Source organism: Kribbella voronezhensis, from assembly GCF_004365175.1.
Taxonomy (GTDB): Bacteria; Actinomycetota; Actinomycetes; order Propionibacteriales; family Kribbellaceae; genus Kribbella; species Kribbella voronezhensis.
The window spans coordinates 3,904,759-3,922,620 of sequence record NZ_SOCE01000001.1; the positions used below are offsets into that span (position 1 = coordinate 3,904,759).

The following is a 17,862-nucleotide window of genomic DNA, read 5'->3' on the forward strand; positions in this document are numbered from 1 at the left end:
CAACCAGCGTCGGTCCCGGAACATCCCTCCCACCGCTCCGACAGGCCCGCTGTCCGGTCGGTGAACCCCAACCAGCGTGGGTCCCGGAACATCCCTCCCTCCGCTCTGACCTGCTCGCTGTCCGGTCGGTGAACCCCAACCAGCGTCGGTCCCGGAACATCCCTCCCTCCGCTCCGACAGGCCCGCTGTCCGGTCGGTGAACCCCAACCAGCGTGGGTCCCGGAACATCCCTCCCACCGCTCTGACACGTTCGCTGTCCGGTCGGTGAACCCCAACCAGCGTGGGTCCCGGAGCATCCCTTCCTCCGCTCTGACACGTTCGCTGTCCGGTCGGTGAACCCCAACCAGCGTGGAAGGTGGTCTGCATCACTACGCTGGAGGCGACTTCAGCGACCCCTGGAAGGACCCTGACCATGGCTGCCGACAAGTCTGTCCGCAGAGTTGCCCTGCTCACCGCCGGTGGCCTCGCGCCCTGCCTGTCCTCCGCTGTCGGTGGGCTGATCGAGCGCTACACCGAAGTGGCGCCCGACGTCGAGATCATCGCCTACCTGAACGGGTACCACGGTCTGCTCAGCGGCCGGCACGTCGAGGTGACGCCCGAGGTGCGCGCCAAGGCCGCCCTGCTGCACAAGTTCGGCGGCAGCCCGATCGGCAACAGCCGGGTGAAGCTGACCAATACGGCCGACCTGGTGAAGCGCGGCCTGATCGCCGACGGCCAGAACGCGCTGCAGGTGGCGGCCGAGCGACTGGTCGCCGACGGGGTCGACGTCCTGCACACGATCGGCGGCGACGACACCAACACGACGGCGGCCGACCTGGCGGCGTACTTGCAGGAACACGACTACGACCTGACGGTGGTCGGCCTGCCGAAGACGATCGACAACGACGTGATCCCGATCCGGCAGAGCCTCGGTGCCTGGACCGCTGCCGAGCAGGGCGCGCTGTTCGCCCGCAACGTGATCGCCGAGCACAGCTCGAACCCGCGGATGCTCGTCGTGCACGAGGTGATGGGCCGCAACTGCGGTTGGTTGACCGCGGCAACGGCTGCGGAGTACCGCAAGTGGGTCACCGCGCAGGAATGGAACCCGGGGATCGGCCTGACCGCCGGCGGCTGGGACGTGCACGCGGTTTACGTGCCGGAGGCAACGATCGACCTCGACGCCGAGGCCGAGCGGCTGAAGGCGGTGATGGACGAGAACGACTGCGTCAACATCTTCCTGTCCGAAGGCGCCGGCGTACCGTCGATCGTGGCGGAGATGGAGGCTCGCGGCGAGGACGTGCCGCGGGATCCGTTCGGGCACGTCAAGCTGGACACGATCAACCCGGGCGCGTGGTTCGCGAAGCAGTTCGCTGAGCGGATCGGTGCGGAGAAGACGATGGTCCAGAAGAGCGGCTACTTCAGCCGCTCGGCGGCCGCGAACGAGCGCGACCTCGAGCTGATCAAGCAGTGCACGGACTACGCGGTCGACGCGGCGCTGCGCGGCGAGAGCGGCGTCGTGGGCCACGACGAGGACCGCGGCGACGAACTCCGCGCGATCGAGTTCCCGCGGATCGCCGGCGGCAAGGAATTCGACCCTTCGGTCGACTGGTTCGCCACCCTGCTGAGCGACATCGGCCAGGCCTGACGCGTTGCGCCCGTAGTACCGGGGTTTCTGCTTCCGGTACTACGGGCCTCGGGCAACTAGTGGTTCGCCTGCAACCGTTGCACCCAGTGGGCGGCGGCTTTCTCGATCTGGTCCAGGACGTCGTCGAAGCCGGAATCGTCGCCGTAGTACGGATCCGGTACGTCGGCGTCGGCGAACAGCTCGATCGGTACGGCGAGGTCGGGGCCGCCGTGGTCGCGCAGGATCGCGAGGTGCCCGGAGTCCATCGCGAGCACCAGGTGGTGATCGGTGAACCCTTCGAACACGCGCGCCCGGTGCGCACTTCCGTCGTACCCGTTGCGGGCCAGGACCGCCGCGGCGCGGGAGTCCATCGGGTCGCCCTGATGCCAGTCGCCTGTCCCTGAGCTGGTCACCACGACGTCGTCGATCCCAGCCTCGGCGAGCTTGGCGCGGAGCACCACCTCACCGATCGGTGACCGGCAGATGTTGCCGGTGCACACCACTTCCACGTGCCTCACTGTGCGGGTCATGCAGGGCTCAGTGGATCTCGGCTTCGTCGGGCAGCAGCAGGTTCAGCAGCATGCCGACGAGGGTGATCACCAGCGACCCGAGCAACGCGGCGCCGAACCCGCCGACGTGGAACTGCACGTCGAGCTTGCCGGTGATCCAGGAGGTGAGCAGCAGCATCAACGCGTTGATCACGAAGATCAGCAGGCCGAGCGTCAGGATGATGAACGGCAGCGAGAGCAGCTTGGCGATCGGCTTCACCACCGCGTTCACGATGCCGAAGATCGCCGCCACGATCAGCAGGGTCAGGATCCGGCGCCCGGTGGTCGCGCCCTGCAGTGTGATCCCGCTGACAACCCAACTCGCAACAGCCAGCGCAACGGCATTGGCCAGCAACTTGATGATCAAGTTCTTCATACCTAGATCCTGCCACCTGTCGGTCCACCAACCCCGGTCCCACAATCAACACGCCGTACTACGCCCTCCACCAGCGGTGAAGGCAAGTGGGTGGGAGCAGGCGCCGAGCGAGCGGCGGCGCCCGCGTGGGGAGCCGTGGTACCGGATCAGGTTGGTGGGGTGGTGATGGCTTCGAGGAGGGATTCTTCGGCGCCGGCCAGGTGGCGGCGGAGTTCTTCTACGCATTCGTCGAGGTCGCCCTTTTCCAGGAGGCGGACGAGTTTGCGGTGGGAGGCGACCTGTTGTTTGGCGTCCTGGCGCAGGGCGTCCACGCGGGCCAGGGCGAGTCTGGCCTCGCCGGTGATCGAGTCGGCGGTGGCGATCAGGCGGGCGCTGCCGGTGAGGGCGACCAGGCTGCGGTGGATCGCCAGGTGGGTCTCGGTCATCGCCTCCGGATCGGCGCCTTCCTTGGCGGTGGCGGCGAAGGTGCGCATCGCGGCACGGACCCGTTCGCGGGCGACTTCGTCGGCGTCGAACCACGCCCGGATCCCGGCCGATTCCAGCACGAACCGGGCCTTGCAGATGTCCGCGACCGCGGCCGGGTGCAGGATCGCGACGCTGACGCCCTTGTTCGGCTCGCGGACCGCGAGGCCCTCGGTGACCAGCATGGTCATCGCTTCCCGGACCGTACTGCGGGCGACGCCGAGCGCCTCGGCCAGCGGTTGCTCTCGTAGCGGGGTCCCCGGCTCCAGGTCGCCCGCGAACAAAGCGGTGCGCAGAGCGTCGACCACCCGGTCCACCGTGGTCGAGCGGTCCACTCGCAGCCGTTCGTACATGGACCGATTCTCGTCTAGTCAGGGGCCGTTGTCGCGCGGGCGCACCCGGGTGGACAGCTACCTGTGGATAACTTTCGACATAATGACCTGGTTTTCGGGCAGTCTGTTCCTTGGTGTCCGCCCCTCCCCCCGGCAAGGGGAGAGTCACTGACTGCGCGAGGAGAAGGCGATGGAAGGCAAGACGTTACCGATACTCGGTGGCATCGGCCTCATCCTGGTGCTGCCGCTGCTGATCGTCATGGCCATGATCGGCGGAGCGCTGGGCGCGCTCGGCAGCGACACGTGCAGCGACTCGGGCTCTGCCGACCAGGCGGCAGCCTTCGGGTGGCCGACCTCCGCGCACGACAAGGCCGCCGGCTGGAGCTTTCAGCACCAGGGCATCGACTACAACGTCAAGAAGGACAGCCCGGTGCTGGCCGCCGAGGACGGCGAGGTCACCTCGGTCGCCGGTGACTGGATCCGGATCAAGCACGAGGAAGGCGTCGAGACCCGGTACCAGTTCTTCAGCTCCAAGTCGGTCCATGTCGGCCAGAAGGTCAAGCGCGGCGACGAGATCGGCAAGTCCGGCTCCGGCAACGAGATCGAGCCGGGCGTGAGCGGCGAGCACCTGCACTTCGAGCTCTGGGTCGACACCGACGGCAAGGGCCACCTGGAATCGGTCGACCCCAAGGACCAGATCGGCGACTCCGCGACGCCCGGTTCGACGGGCGGGTGCAGTTGCGGTGGTCCGCTGAGCGGCTCCAACAACCAGCAGAAGGCCTTCAACTACTTCGTCTCCAACGGCTACACCAAGGAGCAGTCGGCCGGCATCGTCGGCAACATGATCGACGAGTCGTCGGTCGAGCCGATGCGCAAGCAGAACACGCTGCCGGGCACGAAGACCCCGGCGGCCGAGGTCGACCAGCCCGGTACGGCGAACGACTACGGCGGCGGCTGGGGCATCGTCCAATGGACACCGCCCAGCAAGATGATCACGCCGTCGAGATCGTCGGGGGCCAAGGACGAGCAGATCGAGACGCTCGAGTTCCAGCTCGACTTCCTGAAGGTCCAGCTGTCCGGCAAGGGCCCGGCCGCCGAAGGCCAGGCCGGCACCATGCTGAAGGCGGCCAAGACCGTCGAGGACGCCGCGGTCGCCTTCGCCCGGTACTACGAGCGCTTCGGCGGCAGCGAGGATCCGAACCACCCGCGCTACGCGAAGAGCAAGGCGTCGGCCAAGGAGGTGCTCGCCAACTTCGGCAAGGGTGTGGGCTCGGGAGCGGGCGGCGGCTGCGCGGGCGCGGGGAACGGAAGCATCGTGGACACCGCGTTCGGCCTGGCCTGGCGCGACCGGGGTCACGGGCAGGAGAAGGAGGACGCGACCCCGGCGTACCAGAAGGCGATGCCGGAGTTCAACGGGTCCACCGGGACGTGGCCGTTCAGTGACTGTGGTGTCTATGTCGCTACGGTGATGGTGATGAGCGGTGTGGACAAGGACTACGTCAAACGTGGGACCGGCGGCCAGCGCGACTACGTCCAGGGCTCGAGCAAGTACCAGGTGTTCGAGAATCTCAACAACGTCAGTCAGTTGCAGCCGGGCGACATCTTCGTCAACGACGGCCACACCTACATCTACGTCGGGACGTTCAAGGGCACGGACGGCAAGACCTGGAACGCGCTGTCGGCCTCGCTGGGATCGAGTGCCGGCGACGGCCGGGTGCCACAACCGTCGATCGTCCAGTTCGTCGACACGCACGGCCAGTACACGGTCGCCCGGATCAAGAAGCAGGGGTAGGCAATGGACGAGAGCAGGCGGTTGTGGGTGCTGAGCGGCACGGTGGTGGTGATCGTGCTGGTCGTGCTCGGCGGCTACCTCGCCTTCCGCGGCAGCCCCGAGCACAACGTCTCGGTCCGCTCGGTGCCGAACGACCTGACCCTGACCCTGGACGGCAAGCAGGTCGCGGCCAACGGTGTCCTCAAGATCAAAGAGGGCGAGCACACGCTGACTGGTGAGCGGCGCGGGTTCCAGAGCTACACCGAGACCATCAACGTCCAGGCCGATACCGAGGTGAAGATGTTCCTGTTCTCCAACGGCGACGTCGGCCGGGAGTGGGAGAAGAACCACCCGGACCAGGTGCTCGAGACCGAGGCCGAGCAGGGCCGGCGGTACCAGGAGCGCACCGACCGGCTCACGCAGAACTATCCGATCCTGCAGGAGTTGCCGTACGTCGGCCCGGGGTTCACGGTCAACTACGGCGCCTCCAAGGCCGATCCGACCGACCCGGAGAAGCTGGCCTTCTACATCAAGATCACCTTCCCCGACGGCAAGAAGGCCTCGATGGACTGGCTGATCGGGCACGGCTACGACCCGTCCAAGCTGGAACTCATCTACACCAAGTAGCCCGGCTCCCCGGGCCGCTGTCACGACTCCGCTCCGCCCTCTCGCCAACCCGCGGGAGGGCGGCTGCCGTACGGCGGTCCGTCGTTCGCACGACCCGTGTTCTGTTGTTCACCCGACCCGTGTTGACGCCGACAGGAGCGGACCTGCACACTGACTGATTGTCGGACAATCAGAGAATCCGTCAATGACGGACAGAGTGTGCAGGGGTGGTTCATGGGGCAGCAGCTGGGGTGGGGTCGCCGGTATCTGATGGTCCGGCCGGACCACTTCCGGATCGACTACGTGATCAATCCGTACATGTCGACCCAGGACCAGCCCGACCCAGAGCTGACGATGCGCCAGTGGAATTCGCTGCGGCTCGCGATCATCGACGCCGGCGGTGAGGTCGAGGTCCTCGAGCAGCGGCCGGACTCGCCCGACATGGTCTACGCGATGAACCTCGGCCTGGCCACCGCGCCGACCGAGGACGCGTCCGGCGGCCGGGCGATGCTCTCGCACATGCGGTTCGAGCCGCGCCGCAAGGAATCGCTGACCGCGGCCGGGTGGTTCACCGGACACGGCTTCGAGCTGGACCGGACCGGCGGTGACGGGGTCGGCCCGCATTTCGAGTCCGGCGACGCCTTCGTCTTCGGCGACAGCCTGGTGGTCGGGTACGGTCCGCGCACCGAGGAGGACGCGCTCAAGCACCTGGCGGCCGGCTGGAACATCCGGGTCCGCGGCCTGCGCATCACGCACGAGGGCATGTACCACCTGGACCTGCCGTTCTGCCCGATCGACAGCACGCACGCGCTGGTCTACCCGCCCGCGCTCGACCCGGCGAGCCAGGCCGAGCTGTTCGGCATCGTGCCGGACCCGATCGTGCTCACCGACGAGGAGGCGTTCGCGTTCAGCGGCAACTCCCTGGTCGTGAACGAGACCGTGATCATGCCGGCCTGCTCGACGCGGCTGCACGACATCCTGACCGGCCTGGGCCTGCGGGTCGTCGTACTGGACCTGTCGGAGTTCCACAAGGGTGGTGGGTCGGCGCGCTGCCTGACCAACCCGCTCGATTTCGACCTTGCCGCCGCCAGTGTCGTCGGTGGCGAGGTCGTTCTCCCCGGCTGAGCAGATTGTCCATCTCGCCTCCGGTACTGCGGCGCAAAGGTGGCCGCTGTGCCGGGGCGAAGGGACAATTTGTCGAGTCTTCGCCGATGGGGTTCTACGGCGGCGGGACAGCGATTAACCTGCGGGCATGACCGCCCACGATGAGGTCCAGTTCCGGTTCCGCTCCTGCCTGGACGATGTCGCGGCTTACAAGCCGGGCAAGCCGCCGGAGCGCACCGACGGCCGGCCGACGTACAAGTTGTCCAGCAACGAGAACCCGTACCCGCCGCTGCCGGGCGTGCTCGCCGCGGCGACCGAGGCCGCCGCGAACATGAACCGGTACCCCGACATGGGCGCGTTCGAGCTGCTCGAGGCGCTGTCCGAGCGGCTCGGCGTACCGGTGAGTGATCTGGCGCTCGGGACCGGATCGGTGGCGGTGCTCTACCACCTGCTGCAGGCGTCGGTCAGCGAAGGCGACGAGGTCGTCTATGCCTGGCGCTCGTTCGAGGCCTACCCGATCGCGGTCCAGCTCACCGGCGCCACCTCGGTCCAGGTGCCGGTGACCGAGGACGCGCGACACGACTTCAAGGCGATGGAGGCTGCGCTGACCGAGCGGACCCGGATGGTCCTGGTCTGCTCGCCGAACAACCCGACCGGCCCGGTGGTGCACCGCGACGAGTTGCTCGCGTTCCTCGACGCCGTCCCGGCCAACGTCCTCGTCGTCCTCGACGAGGCGTACTACGAGTTCATCCGCGACCCCGACGCCTTCGACGGGGTCGAGGTCTACCGGGACCGGCCGAATGTCGTCGTACTCCGGACGTTCTCCAAGGCGTACGGGCTGGCCGGGTTCCGGATCGGGTACGCGATCGCGCATCCGCCGATGGTCGCCGCGATCCGCAAGTGCGCACTTCCCTTCGGGGTCAGCCAGGTCGCTCAGGCGGCCGCGCTCGCCTCGCTGCGGGCCGAGGACGAACTGCTGGAGCGCGTCGAAGCGTTGGTGACCGAGCGGACCAGGGTGGTGGGGGAGCTGCGCGCTGCCGGCTGGGACGTTCCGGAGACGCACGCGAACTTCGTCTGGATGCCGCTCGGCGACGAGACGGTGGCGTTCTCGGAGGCGGTCCAGGCCGAGGGTGTCTCGGTCCGGCCGTTCCCCGGTGAGGGTGCGCGGGTGACGATCGGCGAGCGGGAGGCGAACGACCTCTTCCTCGAGGTCGCGTGCGCCTGGCGCCAGGCCCGGGTCGCGAGTACGCCGACCGCGCGGTGACGTCGCTGGTCTGGATCTCCGGCGCCTCGGCCGGGATCGGTGCCGCACTGGCGGCGAGCGTGCCGTTCCCCGAGGCGCGGGTGGTGGACCTCTCGCGTCGTGGTGGCACGGTCGAGCACTTCCCCGTGGATCTGTCCGATCCGGCGGCCTGGGTGGGGGTCGAGCGGTACTTCGAGGCTGAGCTGGCCGGGTTCTCGGGCGAGCGCGTGGTGTTTGTGCACAGCGCGGGCACGGTGGTGCCGATCGGGCCGGCGGATGCGGTGGATGCGGAGGCGTACACACGCGCCGTACTGCTGAACTCGGCGGCGCCTCAGGTTCTCGGCCGGGCGTTCCTCCGGGCCACGGCGGGGCTGACCTGCGAGAAGCACCTGGTGATGCTGTCGTCGGGTGCCGCGAGTACGGCGTACCCGGGCTGGTCGGCGTACAACGCGGGCAAGGCCGCGGTCGACCACTGGGTCCGGACGGTCGGTGCCGAACAACCTCCGCTCGAGCCGCTTGGGGCCGCACGGGCCGAGGGCGAGCGTGCTGGGGCCGGGCGGGCCGAGGGCGAGCGTGCTGGGGCCGGGCGGGTCGGGGGCGAGCGTGCCGGGGTCGCACGGGGTGGGGACGGGGGCGGGGTCGAGCAGGCTGGTGGGGCCGGGCGGATTGGGTGCCGGGTGATCGCGGTGGCGCCGGGGGTTGTGGATACCGCCATGCAGGGGGAGATCCGGGCCGTGGACGAGCAGGCGTTTCCGGCTGTTGGGCGCTTTCGCGAGCTCAAGGAGTCGGGGGCTCTGGTCAGCCCCGAGGATGCAGCGCGCGGTATCTGGTCGCTGTTCGAGCGGGAGTTGCCGAACGGCTCGGTGCTGGACCTTCGCAAGCTGCCTGACTGATCACCTGGCCGGACGCCGAAACGCCCGGGCCCGGCTGGGACCGGGTCCGGGCGATCGGGGTGGCTGGGCGCCGGATGCGCCGAGCCGGAGTGCGCTGGAGCCAAAGGACCAGGTCCTGTGGGTAAAAGGTGAAGCGGCACCGGGAAGGAGTGAGGCTTACTTCCCGATGCCGCTTCGATGGTGCTACCGGTTCAATCGCCCCACCGAGGCGACTGGTCTCCGGTGTCCTGCATCACTGACCAGGGAGAGAGGTCAGTTGTTCACGGAGTCCAGCTCGCAGGTCTGCAGCTGGTCGACCGAGTTGCCGGCCTGGTTGAAGCCGAGCAGCCCGGTGATGTCCGAAACCGGCACCTGAGCGCCAACGGCGTTCACCGGAACGTCGTTGTGGCAGACCTGGAACGGGCCGACCGCGTTGTCGGAGACGGAGATCAGGCCGCCCTCGGCGCGGTACCACTTGTGGGTGTTGTTCTTCGAGTTCATCTCACAGGTCTTCACCGCGGTGGCCGTGTTGCCGGCCTGGTTGAAGCCGATGATCGCGGTGATGTCCTTGACCGGAACCTGGGCACCGACCGCGTTGACCGGGATGAAGTTGTGGCAGGCCTGCAGCGGGCCGATGGAGTTGCCGTCCAGCGCGACGAGCGAGCCGTCGTGGTGCGCGGCGTACCACTTGGTGCCGCCGTGGCCGTAGCCCTTGCTCGCCAGCGAAGCCGCGTCGGCGAGGCCGGCGTTGTTGGCCGTCGGGTTGTCGAGCATGTTCGCCGACACAACGGTGGCCAGGCCCAGCGTGGCAACGGTCGCCACTGCCGCTGCAGCGGCGATCTTGCGTGTTACCTGCATTATGCGAGGTTTCCTTTCGGGTTTGACGGATTCGTCTTAGTGGTAACGACACCTGGTGGCCGCGGTTACACATTTCTTCGGCAAGTTTTTCGCTACGGCGTGATTCAGGCGGAGACATAGCTGCCCGATGATGAGATCGCTGACTCGGCAACAACGTGCCTCTGACCAGGCAACTTGCGGTAGTGGACGCGTCAGGCAAGTCGTTGCCATAGGCCCGTAACCGATCGGGAACTTCGTCGTTGTCTGTGCGCGGGTGACGGATGACCCGGGTGTGGCGAAGGTAATTTCGGCGGTCTCGGTGGTCGCCGAACGGGTATTACCACGGTGCATCGGAATGTCGACGCAATACTGCCGGAGTTTCGCGCCTTGTTTTTTCGGGGCAAGGCGCCGGCCTGGCAACACGGACCCGCTGCCGCGCGCATCGGCAGCGGTGGGAGACCCGGGCACCCCATGGGAGCCCGGGTTCTTCCTTTTCCCCTACTTCTGGCTGAGCTCGACCTCGGTGGGAGCTTCAGCTGGTACCTCGGGCGTGGTGCGGCGGCGTTCGGCCGTGACGACCAGGGCGACACCGAGGACCACGACGACACCGCCGAGCATGATCTTGGTGGTGACGTGCTCGTCGAGGATCAGCCAGCCGAGGAAGACGGCGACCACCGGGTTCACATAGGCATAGGTGCCGACGAGTGAGATCGGGGCGTTCGCGAGCAGGTACGAGTAGGCGCTGTAGGCGAGCAACGACCCGAAGACGATCAGGTAGCCGAGCGCGAGCCAGCCCGAGGTGTCGATCGCGCCGAGGTGGAGCCGTCCCGGCTCTCCTCTTAGTACGCCGATCAGCACCATCGCCGTGCCGCCGATGGCCATCTCGTAGACAGTCGCGACCAGCGGATCCTTCGGGAGTCCGAGACGCGGGGAGAAGCGCGAGCCGACGGCCCAGCTGATCGTGCCGAGGACCAGGATCGCCACGGACCACGGCTTCGCGCTGGTGTCGCCGCCGGACAGCGACAGCAGCGCGGCGCCGGCGAAGCCGATCAGTACGCCGAGCCAGGTCAGCGGGCGCGGCCGCTCGCCGCCCCCGACGCGCAGCAACATCAGCCAGAGCGGGACCGCGGCGACCAACAGGGCGGCGAGGCCGGACGGCACGGTCTGCTCGGCGATCGCGACGGCGCCGTTGCCGAAGGCAAGTAACAGCAGACCGACCACGGCGGAGCCGGCCAGTTCGCGGGCGCTGACGCGCAGTCGGGTGACACCGGACTTGAGGGCGAGGAACGCGGACAGCAGTACGGCGGCGAACAGGAAGCGCGCGGACATGCCGAGCATCGGCGGGATGTGCGCGTCGACCACGATCCGGATCGCCAGATAGGTCGAGCCCCAGACCACGTAGACCACCGCGAGCGCCGACCAGATCATCGCCGCCGACGCGCTCCGGGTCCCGGTCTCGGGCAGTACGGCGGGGGCGGAAGCGGCGGCCATCGGCATCCTCTCGGCGTGTCATGGGTGTAATGCACTGACGATGCTGACACTAATCGGCTGCTGATCGACCCACAAGCGGATATCCGGCCACCGAACCCACCAGATCCCCGCCACGAAGCTGCGAAGAGAAGAAAGGAAGACGGATGGGAGAGGGCGGCGAGGGGGCGTGTTGCTGAGGGTGGCGGGCGAGGGACGGGTGGTGATCGGCTCCGGCAGAAGACCAGTTTTCGGGTGGTCGGGTCGGGGTGAGCACAGGGATCGGTACGAAGCTGTGACGCAACTCGCACGAATGACCGTGGTGGTGTTACACGTGGGTGATTCGAGCGTGCGGCGGGGTCCTGATAGGACCACTGGTTGGACTGGTGTCTCACCGTAGGACGGCTTTGCGTACCGGCGTACAAGTCGGCGTCCAGACAGTTAGCGGATCAGCAACCTCATCGGTACGGTGTCCGGCAAGATGGGCAGTGATACCAGTGAGGAGGTTCACTGCCATGCGGTGTGCATCAATCCTGGATCCACGCGGTCCTAACCCTCGAAGCCTCACCCGGCTGGATGGGCCGGGACCCGTGCAACGTTGCGGTCGCGGCGATCCCGCGCTCGAACCCGAGGAGTGCATGTGAGTGAGTCGGTGCCGGGCCTTGCCCCGGAAGTGTTCGCGCCCGTGGAGGCGCCGGTCAGTCCGTCCCAGGCCTCCGAGGAGGTCGAGTTCGTCCAGCTGCTGACGCCCGAAGGTGAGCGCATCGAGCATCCGGACTACTCGTTCGACCTCGACGACGAGGCGATCAAGGGGTTCTACCGGGACATGACCCTGGTCCGCCGGATCGACACCGAGGCGACTGCGCTGCAGCGTCAGGGTGAGCTCGGCATCTGGGCCTCGCTGCTCGGCCAGGAGGCCGCGCAGATCGGCTCCGGCCGCGCCCTGAACAAGAAGGACATGGTCTTCCCGACGTACCGCGAGCACGGTGTCGCCTGGTGCCAGGGGGTCGACCCGCTGAACCTGCTCGGCCTGTTCCGTGGCGTCGACCAAGGCGCCTGGGACCCGCGGGACAACAACTTCCACCTGTACACGATCGTGATCGGCGCCCAGACGCTGCACGCGACGGGGTATGCGATGGGGCAGCAGCGCGACCACGCGGTCGGCGACGCCGACAACGGCGAGGCGACGATCGCGTACTTCGGCGACGGCGCCAGCAGCCAGGGTGACGTGAACGAGGCCTTCATCTATGCCTCGGTGTTCAACGCGCCGGTCGTCTTCTTCTGCCAGAACAACCAGTGGGCCATCTCGGAGCCGATCGACCGGCAGACCCGGATCCCGCTGTACCAGCGCGCCGCCGGCTTCGGGTTCCCCGGCGTCCGCGTCGACGGGAACGACGTGCTCGCGACGTACGCCGTCACGCAGCAGGCACTCAAGCGCGCCCGGGAGGGCAGCGGCCCGACCCTGGTCGAGGCCTACACCTATCGGATGGGGGCGCACACCACCTCCGACGACCCGACGAAGTACCGGCTGTCCGAGGACCTGGAGTACTGGAAGCTGAAGGACCCGATCGAGCGGGTGAAGGCGTACCTGGCCCGCTCCGCCGGGGTGGACCACGACTTCTTCGACGAGATCGAGGCCGAGGCCGACCAGATCGCCGCCAAGCTGCGCGAGGGCTGCCTGTCGATGCCCGACCCGACGCTGACGGACTTCTTCCAGCACGCGTACGTCGAGCAGACCCCGCAGTTGGTGGAGCAGCAGGCGCAGTACGCCGCCTATGCCGCCTCGTTCGAAGGGGAACACTGAGATGGCGAAGATCAGCCTCGGCAAGGGCATCAACATGGGCCTGCGGGCCGCCATGGAGAAGGACCCGAAGGTCGTCATCATGGGTGAGGACATCGGCAAGCTCGGCGGCGTCTTCCGGGTCACCGAAGGTCTGCAGAAGGACTTCGGCGAGGACCGGGTGATCGACACCCCGCTGGCCGAGTCCGGCATCATCGGTACCGCGGTCGGCCTGGCGCTGCGCGGCTACCGGCCGGTCTGCGAGATCCAGTTCGACGGGTTCGTCTTCCCGGCGTACGACCAGATCATCAACCAGGTCGCCAAGATGCACTACCGGTCGATGGGCAAGCTGAAGATGCCGATCGTGATCCGGATCCCGTTCGGCGGCGGCATCGGCGCGGTCGAGCACCACTCCGAGTCGCCGGAGACGCTGTTCGCGCATGTGGCGGGCCTCAAGGTCGTCGCCTGCAGCGATCCGGTCGACGCGTACTGGATGATCCAGCAGGCGATCGCCTCCGACGACCCAGTGGTGTTCTTCGAGCCGAAGCGCCGGTACCACGAGAAGGCCGAGCTCGACGAGAGCGCCGACCCGGGGTACCCGCTGTACAAGGCGCGGGTGGTTCGCGAGGGCACCGACGCGACGCTGTTCTGCTACGGCCCGATGGTGAAGACGGCGCTGCAGGCGGCCGAGGCGGCGGTCGAGGACGGCCGCAACCTGGAGGTCGTCGACCTGCGCTCGATCTCGCCGCTGGACCTGTCGACGATCTTCGAGTCGGTGAAGAAGACCCGGCGCGCGGTCGTCGTGCACGAGGCGCCGTTGTCGCTCGGGCCCGGTTCCGAACTGGCCGCGCGGGTGACCGAGGAGTGCTTCTACCACCTCGAGGCGCCCGTACTGCGGGTCGCCGGGTACGACACTCCCTATCCGCCGTCGCGGATGGAGGAGGAGTACCTGCCCGACCTGGACCGGGTGCTCGACGGTGTCGACCGGGTGATGGAGTACTGATGGGCATCCAGCAGTTCCGCCTCCCGGATGTGGGAGAAGGCCTGGTCGAGGCCGAGATCGTCAGCTGGAAGGTCAAGGTCGGCGACACGGTCAAGCTGAACGACACGATCGTCGAGATCGAGACGGCCAAGTCGCTGGTCGAGTTGCCGGTCCCGTACGCCGGTGTCGTCACCGAACTCCTCGTGCCCGAAGGCGAGACGGTCGACGTCGGCACGCCGATCATCTCCGTGCAGACGGCCGACGCGACCCCGGGCGATCTCGCTCCGGCGCCTACTGGCACCGGTGCCGAGGACATGGTCCCGTCGATCCCCGACGGCGACGAGATCGAAGCCGGCAAGATCGGCGGCGCCGCTCCCGGCGGACGCACGGCGGTCCTCGTCGGCTACGGCCCGAAGACCACCGAGGCGAAGCGCCGCCCGCGCAAGGGCGGGGCTCCTACGTCGCCCGACGCTGCTGCTCCTTCGTCGCACGCTGCTGTCAGTGCGGTGGCGCCGCAAGCATCGCCCGCAGGTGCCGCGCCTGGCTCGGCTTCGCCGTCCGCCGGCGCCGCAGCGCCCTCCGCTGGTGTCGCGCCGGCATCCCCCTCGCCTTCGGTTGCCGAAGGCAACCGTGGATCCGTGCATGTGCTGGCGAAGCCGCCGGTGCGGAAGTTGGCCAAGGATCTGGGGATCGATCTGGGGGCGGTGACCGCGACCGGGCGGGGTGGGGTGATCACTCGGGCTGATGTCGAGAACCACACGGCTGCCGCGCAGGCGGACGTAGTACCGGCTGCTGCTCCTGTGGTCAGTGCGCAGGGTGATACCCGGATTCCGATCAAGGGTGTGCAGAAGGTGATGGCACAGGCGATGGTGAGCAGTGCGTTCACCGCGCCTCACGTGACCGAGTGGATCACCGTCGACGTCAGCGCCACGATGGAGCTGGTCGACCGGCTCAAGCAGGACAAGGCGTTCCGGGATCTTCGGGTCTCGCCGCTGCTGATCCTGGCGAAGGCGGTCACGCTGGCAGCACGCCGTACGCCGATCATCAATGCGGCGTGGGACGAGGCTGCCCAGGAGATCGTGCTCAAGGGTTCGGTCAACCTCGGCATCGCCGCGGCCACCCCGCGCGGGCTGATCGTGCCGAACATCAAGGGCGCCGAGTCGCTCACCCTGCCCGAGCTGTGCGCGGCGCTGAACAACCTGGTCGCCGTGGCCCGTGAGGGCAAGACCCAGCCGGCCGACCAGGCCGGTGGGTCGTTCACGATCACCAACGTCGGCGTGTTCGGCGTCGACGCCGGTACGCCGATCATCAACCCGGGTGAGGCCGCGATCCTCGCCTTCGGCGCGGTCCGCAAGCAGCCGTGGGTGGTGAACGACGAGATCGTGCCCCGCTGGATCACCACGCTGGCGCTGTCCTTCGACCACCGCCTGATCGACGGCGAGAAGGGTTCCACCTTCCTCGCCGACGTGGCCGGCATCCTCGAGGACCCCGCCCGCGCACTGATGTTCTGACGTAGTACTGCGACCACCAGCAGCCCCGGACCTGTCGTCCGGGGCTGCTGTGGTTGGTCCACCCCTAGGAACTCGGTGGTGGTTGCGCCCCCGCTCGGTGGAGGGTGGTGGGGTGACGGTCTTGCTGGCGGTGCTCGGTGCGGCTGTGCTGCACGCGGCGTGGAACGCGATGGCGCACGGCGTACCGGATCGACTCGGCGGGTTCGCCCTGCTCGGGTTGTCCTCAGGGGTGTGCGCGCTGGTCGCGATCGCGATCACCGGGCTGCCACCGGCGGAGGCGTGGCCGTACATCCTCGCCTCGGTGGTGCTGCATCTCGTGTACTACGGCGGCCTGGTCATGTCGTACAACCTCGGTCAGTTCAGCCAGGTCTACCCGTTGGCGCGCGGTACGTCGCCGTGGGTGGTTGCCGTCGTCGCGGTCGTGCTGCTCAACCAGCACCTGGTGCCGCTGGAGTTGGCCGGCGTACTGCTCATCTCGGCCGGCCTGATCGCACTCGTCTTCATCGGCGGCCGCCCGACCCGGCACCAGTCGCCTGCTTTGCTCGCCGCCTTCGGCACCGGCCTGCTGATCGCGGCCTACACGGTGGTCGACGGGGTCGCCGTCCGCAAGGTCCCGCTCGCGTCGTACATGGGCTGGACCTTCACCCTCCAGAACGCCGTCCTCATCCTGTTCGTCCTCTGGCGCCGAGGCCTCGGCTTCCTCCGGGTAGAAAAGCGCTACCTGTACGCCGGCCTCGGCGGTGGCCTCGTCTCACTCGCCGCCTACAGCCTCGTCCTGTGGGCCCAGACCCGCGGAGCCCTCGCCGCCATCGCAGCCCTCCGCGAAACCAGCATCATCTTCGGCGCCATCATCGGCGCCCTCTTCTTCGGCGAACGCTTCGGCCCCAAACGAGCCCTCGCCGCCACCGTCGTAGTAGCCGGCATAACCCTCATCACCCTCGCCTGACAACAGCCCCGGGCGGAGGTTGCTAACGATGTTGGCCGAAGGCCAGGGGTTGGCGGGTGCAGAGGTAGGTGGCCCAGTGGAGGGTGATGGGGGTGTTGGTGGAGTCGCGGGTGATGCGGAGGAGTTCGCCGGTTTCGCGGCCGGAGACTGTGCGGTAGAGGTCGGGGGAGATGCGTTCGAAGACCGCGGGCGCCTTGTGGGCGGGCGCTCCTGGGGCGGCGGCTTCGAGGCGGCCTTCGCGGACCGAGAAGACGAAGGGCTGGCCCTCGGTGAACCAGGTGCCGAGGACGCCGGTGAGTTCGTCGGGGACCGAGGTGCCGGGGATCCACGGCGTGGGTGGGAGCGGGTCGTCGTCGAGCACCTTGATCGCGAGATCGGTGGCGAGGCCGGCCGGGTCGGGGGCCGAGGTGGTGTTCATGAGCGCGATCCCCGCGGTACCGGACGGGCGGTGGACGAAGCTGCCGGTGATGTGACCGGGCATCCCGCCGGTGTGGCCGACGAAGACGCGTTCGCCGAGGCGGAGCAGCATGAAACCCAGACCGAAGCCGAGTTGCCAGCGGTCCACGTCCGCCATGATCTGTGGCTGGCACATCTCGTCGAGGGTGTCCTTGGAGAGCACCTCGTCGACCGGGTCGGCGATGAACGCCATCCACTTCGCCAGGTCCTCGGCGGTCGAAGCGAGCCCGCCGCAGGCGGCCATCGCGCCGAGGTCGAGCAGCGGCTCCCGCACGGGCACATCGGAGAACGGCGGAACGTAGTACCCGGTGGCGGACGGCCCGCCGTCCATGCCGACCGTCGTACGGCGCATCTCGAGCGGCTGCAGGATCCGCGCCTGGACCGACTCGTACCACGATCGACCGTCGACGCGAGCGAGGATCTCGCCGAGCAGCGAGTAGACCAGGTTCGAGTAGTGGAACCGGTGGTGCGGCTTGCCGATCCGCTCGGCTTCGTTCCAGCCCGCGACCAGTTGCTCACGGTCCGGGAACTCCATCTGGTCCCAGACGTCGCCGACGGGTTCGCGCTGCATCCCGCTGACGTGGCTGAGCATCTGCCGGATGGTGATCCCCGCGTGCTTGCTCTCGGGCACGAACTGCTCGAGCCGGTCGTCGAGGCTGAGCTTGCCCTCGTCGCGCAGCGCCATGATCGCGACCGCGGTGAAAGTCTTGCTGTGCGAGGCGATCAGGTACTGCGTATCCGCGGTCGGCGCCACTCCCGGCGTCTCGAGATCGGCCGAACCGGCACCGCCGGACCAGGCCAGACCACCTTCCCGGACGACGGCGCCCACCAGACCGGGCACGCGGTGTTTGCTCTGGCGCTCGGTGAGGATCCGGCTCAGATCGGACTGGGTCTTGGCGGCGATCTCGGTCACCCGGCCGACAGTAATGCACGGACCCGTCCGTGCACGAAGGTGTTGTCGTGCTT

General features: G+C 68.1%; 16 protein-coding genes. 10 read left to right on the forward strand and 6 right to left on the reverse strand.

All coding sequences use genetic code 11. The annotated features are described in order from the left end of the window. Positions 1-412: 412 nt before the first annotated feature. Entirely contained in the window at positions 413-1,624 is a 1,212-nt protein-coding gene (locus EV138_RS18080; protein WP_133980055.1) for a pyrophosphate--fructose-6-phosphate 1-phosphotransferase, read from the forward strand. 56 nt (positions 1,625-1,680) lie between these two features. Here the strand turns inward: EV138_RS18080 and EV138_RS18085 are convergent, their stop codons facing one another. The 3 genes from EV138_RS18085 to EV138_RS18095 form a co-directional block, all read right to left on the reverse strand. Further along, on the reverse strand, positions 1,681-2,133 hold the full coding sequence (locus EV138_RS18085) for a low molecular weight protein-tyrosine-phosphatase (protein ID WP_133980056.1): 453 nt from the start codon (positions 2,131-2,133) through the stop codon (positions 1,681-1,683). A 7-nt stretch (positions 2,134-2,140) separates the two neighbouring features. Continuing rightward, on the reverse strand, positions 2,141-2,527 hold the full coding sequence (locus EV138_RS18090) for a phage holin family protein (RefSeq protein WP_112245396.1): 387 nt from the start codon (positions 2,525-2,527) through the stop codon (positions 2,141-2,143). 146 nt (positions 2,528-2,673) lie between these two features. After that, entirely contained in the window at positions 2,674-3,342 is a 669-nt protein-coding gene (locus tag EV138_RS18095) for a GntR family transcriptional regulator (RefSeq protein WP_112245398.1), read from the reverse strand. Positions 3,343-3,511: 169 nt separating this feature from the next. Here EV138_RS18095 and EV138_RS18100 point away from each other — a divergent pair, with 169 nt between their 5' ends. The 5 genes from EV138_RS18100 (at position 3,512) to EV138_RS18120 (ending at position 8,938) form a co-directional block, all read left to right on the forward strand. Beyond that, positions 3,512-5,113, forward strand: a complete 1,602-nt coding sequence (locus EV138_RS18100; protein WP_133980057.1) for a phage tail tip lysozyme — start codon at positions 3,512-3,514, stop codon at positions 5,111-5,113. 3 nt (positions 5,114-5,116) lie between these two features. Then, positions 5,117-5,719 carry a PEGA domain-containing protein gene (locus EV138_RS18105; protein ID WP_133980058.1) on the forward strand — a complete coding sequence of 201 codons (603 nt, stop codon included), beginning with the start codon at positions 5,117-5,119 and terminating at the stop codon, positions 5,717-5,719. 213 nt (positions 5,720-5,932) lie between these two features. Further along, positions 5,933-6,823 carry a dimethylarginine dimethylaminohydrolase family protein gene (locus tag EV138_RS18110; RefSeq protein ID WP_133980059.1) on the forward strand — a complete coding sequence of 297 codons (891 nt, stop codon included), beginning with the start codon at positions 5,933-5,935 and terminating at the stop codon, positions 6,821-6,823. Positions 6,824-6,950: 127 nt separating this feature from the next. Continuing rightward, on the forward strand, positions 6,951-8,066 hold the full coding sequence (gene hisC, locus EV138_RS18115; RefSeq protein ID WP_133980060.1) for a histidinol-phosphate transaminase: 1,116 nt from the start codon (positions 6,951-6,953) through the stop codon (positions 8,064-8,066). After that, entirely contained in the window at positions 8,018-8,938 is a 921-nt protein-coding gene (locus tag EV138_RS18120) for an SDR family NAD(P)-dependent oxidoreductase (protein ID WP_133980061.1), read from the forward strand. The genes hisC and EV138_RS18120 overlap by 49 nt, the downstream gene beginning before the upstream one ends. A 252-nt stretch (positions 8,939-9,190) precedes the next feature. On the opposite strand, the gene EV138_RS18125 is transcribed toward EV138_RS18120, so the two are convergent. Continuing rightward, on the reverse strand, positions 9,191-9,775 hold the full coding sequence (locus EV138_RS18125) for a hypothetical protein (protein ID WP_112245410.1): 585 nt from the start codon (positions 9,773-9,775) through the stop codon (positions 9,191-9,193). A gap of 477 nt (positions 9,776-10,252) precedes the next feature. Continuing rightward, complete coding sequence (locus EV138_RS18130; RefSeq protein ID WP_133980062.1) at positions 10,253-11,245, reverse strand: EamA family transporter; 993 nt, start codon at positions 11,243-11,245, stop codon at positions 10,253-10,255. Positions 11,246-11,861: 616 nt separating this feature from the next. Here EV138_RS18130 and pdhA point away from each other — a divergent pair. The 4 genes from pdhA to EV138_RS18150 all read left to right on the forward strand — a co-directional run bounded on the left by pdhA (position 11,862) and on the right by EV138_RS18150 (position 16,440). Next, entirely contained in the window at positions 11,862-13,025 is a 1,164-nt protein-coding gene (gene pdhA / locus EV138_RS18135; RefSeq protein WP_133980063.1) for a pyruvate dehydrogenase (acetyl-transferring) E1 component subunit alpha, read from the forward strand. Between the two features lies 1 nt (position 13,026). Beyond that, positions 13,027-14,004, forward strand: a complete 978-nt coding sequence (locus tag EV138_RS18140) for an alpha-ketoacid dehydrogenase subunit beta (protein WP_133980064.1) — start codon at positions 13,027-13,029, stop codon at positions 14,002-14,004. Then, positions 14,004-15,494, forward strand: a complete 1,491-nt coding sequence (locus EV138_RS18145; protein WP_133980065.1) for a dihydrolipoamide acetyltransferase family protein — start codon at positions 14,004-14,006, stop codon at positions 15,492-15,494. Before EV138_RS18140 ends, EV138_RS18145 begins: the two co-directional genes overlap by 1 nt. Before the next feature lie 112 nt (positions 15,495-15,606). Beyond that, positions 15,607-16,440, forward strand: coding sequence for an EamA family transporter (locus EV138_RS18150; RefSeq protein WP_202866758.1), 834 nt, complete (start codon positions 15,607-15,609; stop codon positions 16,438-16,440). 22 nt (positions 16,441-16,462) lie between these two features. Here EV138_RS18150 and EV138_RS18155 read toward each other — a convergent pair whose 3' ends face one another. Beyond that, positions 16,463-17,809 (reverse strand): serine hydrolase domain-containing protein, encoded by a 1,347-nt coding sequence (locus EV138_RS18155; protein WP_133980066.1) that lies wholly within the window; start codon positions 17,807-17,809, stop codon positions 16,463-16,465. Between the last annotated feature and the right edge of the window lie 53 nt (positions 17,810-17,862).